This is a genomic window from Pseudonocardia sediminis, assembly GCF_004217185.1.
Taxonomy (GTDB): Bacteria; Actinomycetota; Actinomycetes; order Mycobacteriales; family Pseudonocardiaceae; genus Pseudonocardia; species Pseudonocardia sediminis.
Window position 1 is genome coordinate 4,135,568 of sequence record NZ_SHKL01000001.1, and the last position, 12,567, is coordinate 4,148,134.

The 12,567-nt window shown below is 73.0% G+C and carries 12 protein-coding genes; 5 read left to right on the top strand and 7 right to left on the bottom strand.

What is annotated here, in order from left to right:
• Nucleotides 1-43: 43 nt before the first annotated feature.
• Nucleotides 44-1,087, bottom strand: coding sequence for a phosphotransferase family protein (locus tag EV383_RS19160; RefSeq protein ID WP_130291181.1), 1,044 nt, complete (start codon nt 1,085-1,087; stop codon nt 44-46).
• Between the two features lie 131 nt (nt 1,088-1,218).
• On the opposite strand from EV383_RS19160, the gene EV383_RS19165 reads away from it, so the two are divergent.
• Complete coding sequence (locus EV383_RS19165) at nt 1,219-1,695, top strand: SRPBCC family protein (protein WP_207223580.1); 477 nt, start codon at nt 1,219-1,221, stop codon at nt 1,693-1,695.
• Between the two features lie 100 nt (nt 1,696-1,795).
• Nucleotides 1,796-2,272, top strand: coding sequence for an SRPBCC family protein (locus EV383_RS19170; protein ID WP_130291183.1), 477 nt, complete (start codon nt 1,796-1,798; stop codon nt 2,270-2,272).
• 54 nt (nt 2,273-2,326) lie between these two features.
• On the opposite strand, the gene EV383_RS19175 is transcribed toward EV383_RS19170, so the two are convergent.
• From EV383_RS19175 to EV383_RS19185, 3 genes are all read right to left on the bottom strand, one after another.
• Nucleotides 2,327-2,770, bottom strand: coding sequence for a DUF3037 domain-containing protein (locus EV383_RS19175; RefSeq protein ID WP_130291184.1), 444 nt, complete (start codon nt 2,768-2,770; stop codon nt 2,327-2,329).
• Nucleotides 2,767-3,612: a HipA family kinase gene (locus tag EV383_RS19180; RefSeq protein ID WP_130291185.1), complete on the bottom strand. Its 846-nt coding sequence runs from the start codon at nt 3,610-3,612 to the stop codon at nt 2,767-2,769. Before EV383_RS19180 ends, EV383_RS19175 begins: the two co-directional genes overlap by 4 nt.
• A gap of 183 nt (nt 3,613-3,795) precedes the next feature.
• Entirely contained in the window at nt 3,796-4,260 is a 465-nt protein-coding gene (locus EV383_RS19185; RefSeq protein WP_207223581.1) for a DoxX family protein, read from the bottom strand.
• Nucleotides 4,261-4,785: 525 nt separating this feature from the next.
• Here EV383_RS19185 and pgi point away from each other — a divergent pair.
• Together pgi and EV383_RS19195 are read left to right on the top strand one after the other, a co-directional pair.
• Nucleotides 4,786-6,456, top strand: coding sequence for a glucose-6-phosphate isomerase (gene pgi / locus EV383_RS19190; RefSeq protein ID WP_423213653.1), 1,671 nt, complete (start codon nt 4,786-4,788; stop codon nt 6,454-6,456).
• Between the two features lie 114 nt (nt 6,457-6,570).
• Nucleotides 6,571-7,236, top strand: coding sequence for a phosphatase PAP2 family protein (locus tag EV383_RS19195; protein WP_165438402.1), 666 nt, complete (start codon nt 6,571-6,573; stop codon nt 7,234-7,236).
• Between the two features lie 120 nt (nt 7,237-7,356).
• Here EV383_RS19195 and EV383_RS19200 read toward each other — a convergent pair whose 3' ends face one another.
• Nucleotides 7,357-8,166, bottom strand: a complete 810-nt coding sequence (locus tag EV383_RS19200; RefSeq protein ID WP_130291188.1) for an Fpg/Nei family DNA glycosylase — start codon at nt 8,164-8,166, stop codon at nt 7,357-7,359.
• A gap of 236 nt (nt 8,167-8,402) precedes the next feature.
• On the opposite strand from EV383_RS19200, the gene EV383_RS19205 reads away from it, so the two are divergent.
• Nucleotides 8,403-10,193, top strand: coding sequence for an NHL domain-containing thioredoxin family protein (locus EV383_RS19205; RefSeq protein ID WP_130294732.1), 1,791 nt, complete (start codon nt 8,403-8,405; stop codon nt 10,191-10,193).
• A 43-nt stretch (nt 10,194-10,236) separates the two neighbouring features.
• Here the strand turns inward: EV383_RS19205 and EV383_RS19210 are convergent, their stop codons facing one another.
• Both EV383_RS19210 and EV383_RS19215 read right to left on the bottom strand, forming a co-directional pair.
• Nucleotides 10,237-10,878, bottom strand: coding sequence for a response regulator transcription factor (locus EV383_RS19210; RefSeq protein WP_130294734.1), 642 nt, complete (start codon nt 10,876-10,878; stop codon nt 10,237-10,239).
• A 32-nt stretch (nt 10,879-10,910) separates the two neighbouring features.
• Nucleotides 10,911-12,464 carry a sensor histidine kinase gene (locus tag EV383_RS19215; protein ID WP_242623204.1) on the bottom strand — a complete coding sequence of 518 codons (1,554 nt, stop codon included), beginning with the start codon at nt 12,462-12,464 and terminating at the stop codon, nt 10,911-10,913.
• Nucleotides 12,465-12,567: the final 103 nt, after the last annotated feature.

Here is a 12,567-nt window from a genome sequence, read left to right on the forward strand (position 1 = left end):
CGGAACCAGCTTGCTGCTCCGAAAGGGGGAGCAGCGCAGATGATCAGCCCTGCAGCGCCGCGATCGCGGCCTCGGACTCGGCGACGACCCGGCGCGCCCGCTCCTCGAGCACCGCGCCCTGCTCGGCGCCGGAGCCCATGTTGCCCTCCTTGTAGCGGGTGTAGACGCCGGCGCCGATGCACGCCGAGCGCCAGCGCGCGAAGGCCAGGAAGTAGGGCAGGTCCTCCAGCGAGCGACCGGAGAGCTCGGCGTAGCGGGCGGCGACCTCGTCGCGCTCGGGCCAGCCGGGGGCCGCGGTCGGCCCGGCCGTGATCGCGGGGCGGGTGTCGCCGGGCCGCTCCCAGGACGCCAGCACCCAGCCGAGATCCGCGAGCGGCTCGCCGAGTGTGGCCAGCTCCCAGTCGAAGATCGCCGCGATCCGCCCGTCCGCGCCGAACGACAGGTTCCCGAGCCGGTAGTCGCCGTGCGCGATCCGGGGCTCGGTGGGCTCCGGCATCCGGTCCACCAGCAGGGCGTGCGCGGCGTCGACGGCGTCGAGGTCCGGGATCGCACTGTGGTGCACCTGCCGGTGCCAGCGCCGCAGCTGCCGTTCCAGGTAGCTGCCGGGACGGTGCAGGTCGCCGAGGCCGACCTCGTCCGGGTCGACGGCGTGCAGGGCGGCGAGGACGTCGGCGACGTCGAGGCCGCAGGAGCGGCGCAGCTCCTGCGGGATCGCCTCCCCCGACTCCGGGTCGCCGGGCACGACGCCGTCGACGAACCCCATCACGTAGAACTCGGCACCGATCACGTCGGCGTCGGCGCAGTAGGCGACGGCCTCGGGCACCGGCACCGGCGTCGGGTGCAGTGTGGAGATGAACCGCCACTCCCGGCTCATGTCGTGCGCGGTGGCCAGCACCCCGCCGATCGGCGGCCGGCGCAGCGCGAAGGACGCGCCGGAGTCGTCGACGATCCGGAACGTCAGGTTCGAGTGGCCGCCGGAGATGCGCGACACCCGCACCGGCCCGTCGCCGGTCCGCAGGCGCGGCACCTCCGCGGACAGCCACGCGGTCAGCGCTGCGGCGTCGACGCCGTCGTCGGTCTCGCTCATGTCCACCATCCAAACATCGGACGGACACCAGGTGCCTACCCATGGGTAAGGACGATCGGGTAGTGCGCAACCGGTTCCGATCGCGGGAGGATCTCCCGCGTCACAGCCGGAGGAGTCAGAGAGGACCCACCGTGAGCGATCAGATCAAGGTCACCCGGACCGTGGACGCCGGCCCCGAGCAGCTGTTCGCGCTGCTGGCCGACCCGGCACGTCACACCGAGATCGACGGCGCGGGCATGCTGCGCGGCGTCGAGGGCGGCGGCGGGTCCGTCACCGGGGTCGGCGACCAGTTCTTCATGAACATGGACCAGGAGGGCCTCGGCGAGTACCGGATGCGCAACACCGTCACGGTCTACGAGGAGAACCGGGCGATCGGCTGGGCGCCGGAGCTGTACCCGCTCGACGCGCTCAAGGACAAGATCGGCGACATCGAGCCGAAGGGCCACACCTACACCTGGGAGCTCGAGCCCAGCGGCTCCGGCACCAGGGTGACCCAGACCTACGACTGGAGCAAGGTCACCGACGAGGGCTTCCGCGGCCTCTTCCCGCGGGTCTCCGAGGAGCAGCTCGTCGAGACGATCGAGCGGGCCGGCCGGGCCGCGACGTAATCCGTCCTGACCAGGCATTACCCCCGCCAGGCTGCGGACGACGCCCGGTGACGAGAAGATCAACGGACTCGAAGGTCCGACGGAGCAGAAGGGACACGTCATGAGCGACACCAGCATCACCGTGAGCAAGAGCGTCGACGCCACCCCGGAGCAGCTGTTCGCGCTGCTGTCCACGCCGTCGCGGCACCAGGAGATCGACGGCGCGGGCATGCTCCGCGGTGTCGAGGGCGCCGAGAAGGTCACCGGCGTCGGCGACCAGTTCGTGATGAACATGAACAACGACGCGCTGGGCGACTACCAGATGAAGAACACGGTCACCTCCTACGAGGAGAACCGCAAGATCGGCTGGGCGCCCCAGATCCACCCGATCGACGGGTACAAGGACAAGCTGGGCGACGTCCAGGTCAAGGGCCACTCCTACACCTGGGAGCTGGAGCCGGAGGGCTCGGGCACCAAGGTCACCCAGGTCTACGACTGGTCCGCCGTCACCGACGAGGGCTTCAAGGGCTTCTTCCCGATGCTCACCGAGCAGCAGCTGTCCGACTCGATCGACAACGCTGCTCGCGCCGCGAAGTAGCACCGCACACCACGACGGCCGTCGCCCGGTTTCCGGGCGGCGGCCGTTCGTCGTCTACGGGTGCCCGGCGTCCAGGGGCAGGACGAGGCACGCCAGCAGGCGATCGGTCTCCGCCGCGGGGTCGGTGGTCAGTCCGGTGTGGACCGGTCCCGGCTGGACGATCGTGCTGCGCGCCGTCGTCAGCCGCCGGAAGCGGCGGCCGATGTCCTCCCCCGCCCCGGGCCCGGTCGCGGCGAGCGCGCCGGTGCTGCGGCGGTCCGAGCGCGGGGGCTCGGGCACGGCCGTGACCTCGGCCAGCGTCGCCAGCAGCGACTCGACGGCGTCGGCGTCGGCGTGCGGGTCCAGTGCCCGCAGGCGCTCCCGGTCCAGGTGCACGCGGGTGGCCAGGAAGTCCCGCGCCCGGCAGTGCAGGACGACCCCGGCGTTCATCGACTCCCCGCGGTCCACCCGCGGCACCACCCGCAGCACCGCGTACTCGAACACGGCGTGGTCGTTCACGGGTTCACCTTCCCGAGCCGGCTCCGGAGCCACGCCGGCGGGTTCGGCGCCCGTGTCACCGGGCTCGGTCTCCCGCGCGCGACCGTCTCCGCGACACCCGGCAGCCAGGTGCCGCGCTGCGCACAGCGGGCCGCGATCGTCGCCGCGTAGGCGTCGCGGACCTCCTGCGCCGAGCCGAATCCGGGCTCGTCGTCGAGCCACTCGTCGGGCACCGCGGCCGTCACCGCGTCCAGGGTCGCGGCGGTGACCAGCGGGGCGAGCGCGGCATCGGCGGCGTCGAGGTCGGGCCGGCAGCCGAGCAGGACATGGTCGCCCGCGTCGTAGGGGCGCTGCGGGAACCGTTCGGCGGCGGCCCAGGAGTGCGCGAACGTCAGCGTGGCGCCGTGGTCGATCAGGAACGGGCTGCGGTGCCAGAGCAGCATGTTCGAGTTCCGCCAGGACCGGTCGACGTTGCCGACCAGCGCGTCGAACCAGAGCACCCGTCCGGCGAGCAGCGGCCCCGGGTCGAAGGCCAGCGGGTCGAAGTCCAGGGCGCCGGGCAGGAAGTCGGTGGCCAGGTTGAGCCCCGGCGAGTTGCGCAGCAGCTCCTGGACCTCCTGGTCGGGCTCGCTGCGCCCCAGCTCCGGGTCGACGACGACGGTGCACAGCTCGGGCACCGGCAGGCCCAGCGCGCGGGCCAGCTCACCGGAGACGACCTCGGCGACGAGCACCGCCCGCCCCTGCCCGGCGCCGCGGAACTTCACCGCATAGGTGCCCTGGTCGTCGGCCTCCATCAGGCCGGGCAGCGAGCCGCCCTCGCGCAGCGGCGTCACGTAGCGGGTGGCTCTGACCTGGCGCAGCACGCTGTGATCCCCCGTCCCCTCGTTCGTGGTCGCACGGTACCCGCGGGGACCGACAGGCCCGGGCCCCGCACAGCGGCACGGCCCGCACCCGGTGTCGCGGGTGCGGGCCGTGCGGCGAGGGGTTCACCGGCCCGCCCGGGGATCGGGGCCGCCGGGCGGGCCGGGAGATCGGTGTCGAGCGGCTCAGACGGTGATCGGCTGACGGATGACCATGGTCTGAGCCATCCGCCGCTCCCGTGCGGTCTCCAGGACGTGGTCGAGGCTGAACCGGCCCGGCCCGGACGACATCAGGGCCAGTGTGCCGACGATGATCACGCCGACCAGCTCCCAGCCCTTGTTCGCGACGAAGATGCCGTTCTGCCCGTGCACGAAGAAGATCGCGCCGGCCATGACGAAGACGAGGAACGACGCCGGGACCGTCATCTTCAGGCCCAGCAGGATCGCCGCCGAGGCCACGAACTCGACGACGATGGTGAACGCGGCCGCGGCGATGGCCAGCGGGATGCCGAACTTCGAGAAGACGACGGCGGTGTCGGACAGACCCTGAGCGAGCTTCTGCCATGCGTGGGCCACCATCACGACCACGAGCACGACCCGGGCGATCAGCAGGGCGACGTCCCGCGGGGTTCCGGACAGGGAGCGATACACGGTTCCTCCTCGCTACGTTCGGTGATGTCTTCACCACGTAATGCAAGAACCCTATGGCCGAACTTCCACTAGGCCACCCGGTTCAGTGACACGTCGCGACGAAGTGACCGCATGGTGCGACAAGATCGCCACCCGATGGCCTGCCCGAGCGACACCCGATCGGTCGGCGCCGCGACCGGAGGATTTCCGTCCACGACCGGTAGACGGGTTGTGCACCGCCGAAAGCGACGTTCGTCACCCTCACGAAGCGTCATCCGCGTCCGCTTCGCATCACCCCGTTGCCCGAGCGCGTCCCCGAGATGCCGGTCACGGATCACGGTGCGCCAGTGGACATTGCAGCCCGTCGTCGCGAACTGACCGCTCGTCGTCGGACGGGGCGCGGGCCGACGGCCGCGGGGTGCGTCACCAGCGCCGTTCGACGGTCCGGAGAGGACTCGCCGCGCGCAGTCGGTGCGTTACCGGCCGTGTCCGGCGGTACGCGTGTTCGGCGCGACGTGCCCGGCGCGGGAGAGCATGATGGCGGCCGTGTCTTCCTCGATCGACATCACCGCCACCCCCGAGTGGACGGCCCTGACCGAGCACCACGCGGCCGTCGAGCCCCGGCACCTGCGGGCGCTGTTCGACGAGGACCCGGGACGCGTCGAGGCGATGACGCTGTCCGGGGCCGACCTCGTCGTCGACTTCTCCAAGCACCGCATCACCCGCGACACCCTCGGACTGCTCACCGCACTCGCCCGCACCGCGGGACTGCCGGAGCGGATCGAGGCGATGTTCACCGGCGAGCACATCAACACCAGCGAGGACCGCGCCGTCCTGCACACCGCGCTGCGCCTGCCCCGGGACGCGTCGCTGACCGTCGACGGGCAGGACGTCGTCGCCGACGTGCACGAGGTGCTGGACCGGATGCGGGCGTTCACCGACAAGGTGCGGTCCGGCGAGTGGACCGGCAGCACCGAGCAGCGGATCCGCACGATCGTCAACATCGGGATCGGCGGCTCGGACCTCGGCCCGGTGATGGCCTACGAGGCGCTCAAGGACTACGGCCTGCGTGACCTCGAGTGCCGGTTCGTCTCCAACATCGACCCGACCGACCTGACCGAGACCGTCCGCGACCTGGACCCGGCCACGACACTGTTCATCGTGTCGTCGAAGACGTTCGGCACGCAGGAGACGCTGACCAACGCCCGCAACGCCCGGTCGTGGCTGTTGGAGAAGCTGGGCAAGGGTGACGGTGACACCGGAGCGATCGCGCAGCACTTCGTCGCCGTGTCCACGAACGCGGAGAAGGTGTCGGAGTTCGGCATCTCCACCGACAACATGTTCGGCTTCTGGGACTGGGTCGGCGGCCGCTACTCCGTCGACTCCGCGATCGGGCTGTCGCTGATGTGTGCGATCGGCGCGGACCGCTTCGGCGAGTTCCTGGCCGGGATGCACGCGATGGACTCCCACTTCCGCCGGACGCCGCTGGAGGAGAACCTGCCGGTCGTCGCCGGGCTGCTCGGCATCTGGTACACCAACTTCTTCGGCACCGAGACCCGCGCCGTGCTGCCCTACAGCCAGTACCTGCACCGTCTGCCGGCCTACCTGCAGCAGCTGACGATGGAGTCCAACGGCAAGTCCGTGCGCGGCGACGGCACGCCGGTGTCGACGGTGACCGGCGAGATCTTCTGGGGCGAGCCGGGCACGAACGGGCAGCACGCCTTCTACCAGCTGCTGCACCAGGGCACCCGGATCGTGCCGGCCGACTTCATCGGGTTCGGCGAGCCGAACCACGCGCTGCCGGGCGAGGGCGAGGCCGACATGCACGACCTGTTCATGGCCAACCTGTTCGCCCAGACCGCGGCGCTGGCGTTCGGCAAGACGGCCGAGGAGATCGCGGACGAGGGCACCGCGGCCGACGTCGTCCCGCACAAGGTGATGCCGGGCAACCGCCCGACGTCGACGATCCTGGCGGCGAAGCTGACGCCGGCGGTGCTCGGGCAGCTGATCGCGTTCTACGAGCACGTCACGTTCGTCGAGGGGACGATCTGGGGCATCGACTCCTTCGACCAGTGGGGCGTCGAGCTCGGCAAGGTGATGGCCAAGCAGTTCGGCCCCGCTCTCTACGCGGCGGACCCGCCGGACGCGAAGGAGGCCGGTCTGGACGCCTCGACGGCCGCGCTGATCTCCCGTTACCGGTCCCTGCGCGGCCGCTGACCCTTCTCCGGCCCGGCCTCGGCGGGAGGGACTCTCGTCGGAAAGGTTGCGACGAGAGTGCCGTTCGTCGCCCGGGGTGGGCGGAGCACGGGGCCGGGACGGCAGAATGATCCGGTGGATCATCCTGTGCGCCGGTGGCGCCGCACCGCGGTCGTGGCCGTCCTCCTGCTCGTCGCGGCAGGGGTGCTGATCGGGGTCGCCTACACCGGGGGGCTCACCGGTGAGGACACGTCCGCCCTGACCGGCGCCACAGAGGTGCGCACCGGCGCCCTGAACTCCGCCGTCGTCGTGCTGACCGAGATCGGCAACACGGCGGCGTCGGCGGTGCTCGCGGTCGTCGTCGGCGGGGTGCTGTGGTGGCGTGGCCGCCGTGCCGATGCCGTCTACCTGATCGCGACGATGGCGACGGCCAGCCTGGTGTTCACGATCATCAAGCGCATCCTGGACCGGCCGCGCCCGCCCGCCGACCTGCGGGTGATCGAAGCCTCCAACGAGTCGTTGCCGTCCGGGCACGCGACGATGTCGGCGGTCGTGCTCGCGTCGATCGTGATCGTGTTCTGGCCGCAGCTGGCCGCCCTGGGCCGGACGGTGCTCACCGCGGTCGCCGTCCTGTGGCCGGCCGCGATCGGTGCGACCCGGATCTACCTGGGCGTGCACTGGTTCAGCGACGTCCTCGCCGGATGGACGCTGGGCCTGGGCTGGGCGTTCCTCGGCGCCGCCGTCCTGTTCCGGTGGCGAGCCCGGACCCGTCCGGCACCCGATCCGGTCGCCGCGCCCTGACCGGGCGGATCGCCCCGCCCAGCCGACGCCTCCGCCCGTCCCGGTCCGCCGTCCCGATCCGCACCCCGTCCAGCGGCCCGCACCTCCCGCAGCGGGTGCGGATCGACGCGGGGGATGCGTCTAGGAGACCTGTTCCTTGCTGCACCACCACGTGGAGCGGCCGCCGACCGTGCCGTGGACCATCTCGGCGCCGCAGCGCGGGCAGTGCCCGTCGGCGTGACGGTGCTCGATGACCGTGCCGGTGTGCACACCGCCGTTCGCGATCGCCGCGGCCAGCGCCTTCTCCAGGTTGCGGTAAAGGCGGTCGACGTCCTTGCGCTCCAGCTCGTCGGCGCGCGCGGCCGGGTCGATCTTCGCCTGCCAGAGCGTCTCGTCGGCCAGCAGGTTGCCGACCCCGGCCAGCACCGACTGGTCCAGCAGCCGGGCCTTGACCGCGGACCGGCCACGGGTGATCCGGGTCCGGAAGTCCGCGGCGGTGATGCCCTCGGCGTCCGGGCCGAGGCCGGACAGGTCCGGGTCCAGGCGGACGCGTCCGAGGCGGCGCTTGTCGAAGAGCCGGAACTGGCCGCCGTCGGCGAAGTTCATCGTGAAGCGGTCCCATTCGGCCTTGCGGGGCTGGCGGTCCGGTCGCTCCGGGCCGCCGCCGATCCGCTCGCCGGAGGAGTTGGTGACGACGATCCGGCCACCCATCCCCAGGTGCACGCCCAGCGAGGGGCCCTCGGTGCCGTCGGCGGTGACGGTGTCGCACCACATCGTCTTGCCGCACCGGTTCGCCGCGGTGAGCTTCCCGCCCTCGAGCGCGGTCGCGATGTCGCCGGGACGGTGCGGGCGGCAGACCCACTCGTCCCGGTCGTCGATGTCGGTGATCCGCCGGCCGACGGCCTCGACCAGCACCTGACGCGCGTTCTCCACCTCGGGCAGCTCCGGCACGTCACGGAGTCTGCCGAAGATCCGGTGCGCTCGCGCGTTCGTATGCCGGTCGTCGTGGACGGCGGAGGCCAGCACGACATCGAGCGGTGGCTCGGGTGCACGGAACTGCCGGACAGACCCGTACCGGACCGGATGACGCACCTGGTGCGCGGCCTCGGGGACCGTGCGGGCGCCGACGCGGGTCCGGAACACTCACACGGCGGTCATCGTTGACGTCGGACGTGAGCACCGAACGGATGCGGGTACGGGCACCGGAGCTGCGCGGGCGGCGGTGGCTGAACACCGGGGGCGCGTCGCTCTCGCTGGCCGGGCTGCGCGGCAGGATCGTCGTGCTGGACTTCTGGACGTTCTGCTGCGTCAACTGCCTGCACGCCCTCGACGAGCTGCGCCCGGTGGAGGAAGAGTTCGGCGACGTCCTGGTGATCATCGGGGTGCACTCGCCGAAGTTCGTGCACGAGGCCGACCCGGCCGCCGTCGAGGCCGCGGTGGAGCGCTACGGCGTCGCGCACCCGGTGCTCGACGACCCCGAGCTCGTCACCTGGGACGCCTACGCCGCGCGGGCCTGGCCGACCCTGGCCGTGATCGACCCGGCCGGGCAGGTCGTGGCGCGGATGGCCGGCGAGGGGCACGGCCCGGGGCTGGCGTCGCTGGTCCGGGAGCTCGTCGCCGAGCACGAGGCCGCGGGCACGCTGCGCCGCGGCGACGGTCCCTACGTCGCGCCGCCGGCCCCGGAGACCGCGCTCCGGTTCCCGGGCAAGGTCGTCGCGCTGCCCGGCGGGACGTTCCTGGTCTCCGACACCGCGCACCACCAGGTCGTCGAGCTGGAGGCGGACCTGGTGACCGAACGGCGCCGGTTCGGCGCGGGCTCGCGGGGCTTCGTCGACGGGCCCGCGGACACCGCGCGGTTCAGCGAGCCGCAGGGCCTGCTCGTGCTGCCCGGCGGTACGGAGGTGCTCGTCGCCGACACCGTCAACCACGCCCTGCGCGCGGTCGACCTGACGACCGGCGCCGTCGCGACCGTCGCCGGGACCGGCTCCCAGCTGCGCGAACGCGTCCTGCCCGGCGCAGCGTCGGCCGAGCTCTCCTCCCCGTGGGACCTCGTGTGGTGGGACGGGCGGGTCGTCGTCGCGATGGCCGGGCCGCACCAGCTGTGGTCGTTCGACCCGGCGTCGGGCGAGACCACCGTGCTGGCCGGGACGACGAACGAGGGCCTGCGCGACGGGCCGCCGGACGAGGCGTTCTTCGCCCAGCCCAGCGGGCTCGCCGTCGACGACGAGAACACGCTCTGGGTGGCCGACTCCGAGACCTCGGCGCTGCGACGGGTGCAGCGCGCACCGGCCGTCGGGGCGGAGGTGGGCACCGCCGTCGGGCAGGGCCTGTTCGAGTTCGGGCACCGCGACGGGCCGGCCGCCGAGGCGCTGCTGCAGCACCCGCTCGGCGTGGCCGTGCTGCCGGACGGGTCGGTGGCCGTGGCCGACACCTACAACGGCGCGGTACGGCGCTTCGACCCGTCGACCACGACCGTCTCCACCCTCGCCGAGGGTCTCGCCGAGCCGTCGGACCTGCTGGTCGACGGCGACGAGCTGATCGTCGTCGAGAGCGCGGCGCACCGTCTGGTGCGGCTGCCGATCCCGGCCGGCGCCCAGGTCGACGGCGCCGCGCACACGGTCCGGCGGGCCCCGACCGATCTCTCCCCCGGCGCCGTCGAGCTGAGGATCGCGTTCGCCCCTCCGGCCGGTCAGCACCTCGACGACCGCTTCGGCGACCCGACGTCGCTGACGGTCGCCGCGTCCCCGCCGGAGCTGCTCGTCGAGGGCGCCGGCACCGCGACCGGCCTGACCCGCACACTGCACCTGTCCCCCGGCGTCACCGACGGGGTCCTGCAGGTCAGCGTCGCCGCGGCGTCCTGCGACGATGACGGCGGCACGTTCGCCGCCTGCCACCGCTACCAGCAGGACTGGGGCATCCCGGTCCGCCTGGCCCCGGGCGCCGACGCCGTCCTGGACCTCGACCTGCGCGCCGTCTGAGCGTCCGTGTCCCTGCGCTGCGGGGTGTTCCGGCGGTGCGGGCTCAGGGCCCGAGCCAGGCCAGGACGGCCATGACGCGCCGGTGGTCGTCCGAGGACGGCGGCAGGCCGAGCTTGGTGAAGATCGAGGAGATGTGCTTCTCGACCGCCCCCTGGGTGATCACCATCAGACGTCCGATCGCGGTGTTCGTCCGGCCCTCGGCCATCAGGCCGAGCACCTCGCGCTCGCGCGGGGACAGCTCGGCGATCGGGTCCTTGCGGCGGCGCTTGGACAGCAGCGCGGAGACGACCTCCGGGTCCAGGACGGTGCCGCCGTCGGCGACCCGGGTCAGGGCGTCGGAGAGGTCGGCCAGCCGGGAGACGCGGTCCTTGAGCAGGTAGCCGATCCCGCCGCCGGCTTCCAGCAGGTCGGTCGCGTAGGACTCCTCGACGTACTGGCTCAGCACCAGGATCTTCGTCTCGGGCAGCGTCCGGCGGATCTGCAGGGCGGCGCGCAGGCCCTCGTCGGTGAACGTCGGCGGCATCCGGACGTCGACGACGGCGACCTCCGGCCGGTGGGTGTTCACCGCCTCGACCAGTGCCTCGCCGTCTCCGACCGCGGCGACGACCGTCGCGCCGGCCTCGTCGAGCAGCCGGACCAGCCCCTCGCGCAGCAGCAGCGAGTCCTCGGCCAGCACCACCCTCATCGCCATGGCCCCATCCTCGCCGACGCCGCCGGTCAGCTCTCGCCCAGCCCGGCCAGCGGGATCTCCGCGGTCAGCGCGGTCGGACCGCCGGTGGGGCTGGACACCTCCAGCGAGCCTTCGACGATCTCCAGGCGGTCGGCCAGCCCGGCCAGGCCGTGGCCCTTGCCCAGGTGCGCGCCGCCGACGCCGTCGTCGGTCACGGTGACCAGCAGGATGTCGTCGCCGGAGGTCACCGTGACCGTGCACAGGCTCGCCTGCGCGTGCTTGGCGACGTTCGTCAGGGCCTCGCTGACCACGAAGTAGGCGGTGTTCTCCACGAGCGCGGGCAGGCGGGTGCCGTCGGCCAGGGCGACGTCGAGCGAGACCTGCACCGGGCAGCGCGCGGCCGCCGCGGCCAGGGCGGGGCCGAGCCCGCGGTCGGCCAGGATCGGCGGGGCGATCCCCCGCGACAGCGCCCGCAGCTCGGTCAGCGCCTCGTGGCTCTGAGCCAGCGCCTCGGCGAGCAGCGGGCGGACACGCTCGGGGTCGTCGTCCAGGCGCCGGACGGCGGCCTCGATGTCCATCCCGAGACGTACCAGGCGTTGCTGCGGGCCGTCGTGGATGTCGCGCTCGAGCCGTCGCAGCGTCTGAGCCTCGGCCGCGACGGCGGCGCGGCGGCCGGCCGCGAGCTGCTGGGCCCGCGCCCGCAGCGCTGCGGTCTGGTTGGTGAGCAGACCGCGGGCCAGCAGCGCGCGGACGTCGGTCAGCCAGCGCACCACGATCGGCAGCGTGGCCAGCAGCAGGACGCCGAGCCCGGTGTTGAGCGCGACGTCACCGAGCCGGGACTCGACGCCGGTGATGGAGCCGAACAGCGTCCAGCCGTCCTCCCCCTTCGGCAGCGACCACTGCCAGAACACGTAGAACAGACCGCCCAGCCCGACCACGGCCCAGACCAGCGCGATCAGCGCCGTCACCAGCCGCATCGGGAACCCGGCCACGGCGTGGGCGAGGTCGCGCCACGACTGCGGGTCGGCGAGCCCGCGCAGCAGCCGGACCATGCCCTTGCCCCGGGTCGGGCGGTAGTGGTGCGGCGGGAGCGGCCGGCCGGTCGCGGCCTCGGTGGCGCGCCGCTCCAGCCCGGCGAAGCCCCGGGCGGCGGCGAGCGTGCCGACCGTGATCGGCAGACCGATCCAGGCCACCGCCGTCCCGGCGCCGAGCACCAGCCCGACCAGCACCACCACGAACGTCACGATCGCCAGCGGCAGACCCGCCATCAGGTACGCCATCTGCGCGCCGAGACGTGTCCGGCCGGGCCAGGTGGCCGGCCAGGTCATCGACCCGAGCGCGTTGGCCGGGACGTGCAGCACGCCCTCGCGCATGATCCCGTCGCGCAGCGCGCCGTAGGGGTGCCAGCCGCCGGCCGACCGGACCAGATGGGTCTCGCCCGGGCCCAGGTCGTGCGGGGCCTCGCCGGGACGGCCACCGCCGAACCGGCCGTCGTCGAGCTGCTCACCACCGATCCGGGCGGCTCCGTACCCGTCGTCGGCGATGCCGGTGCGCGACCGCACGCGGCGGGTCTCCCCGCCGTCCCCGGTCTCCTCCGGCACGCGACCACCTTCGTCCGAGTCGGGCCCCTCCGCGGCGGGAGCCTCCCTGGCGAGGGTAGGGCCATCGGCGGTCCGCCGGGTGTACCGATCACCACAGACGCTT

What these genes read in the sequence shown, in the direction of transcription:
- EV383_RS19160 (WP_130291181.1), bottom strand. Translation starts at nt 1,087, where the DNA reads ATGAGCGAGACCGACGACGGCGTCGACGCCGCAGCGCTGACCGCGTGG.
- EV383_RS19170 (WP_130291183.1), top strand. Translation starts at nt 1,796, where the DNA reads ATGAGCGACACCAGCATCACCGTGAGCAAGAGCGTCGACGCCACCCCG.
- EV383_RS19205 (WP_130294732.1), top strand. Translation starts at nt 8,403, where the DNA reads ATGCGGGTACGGGCACCGGAGCTGCGCGGGCGGCGGTGGCTGAACACC.
- EV383_RS19210 (WP_130294734.1), bottom strand. Translation starts at nt 10,878, where the DNA reads ATGAGGGTGGTGCTGGCCGAGGACTCGCTGCTGCTGCGCGAGGGGCTG.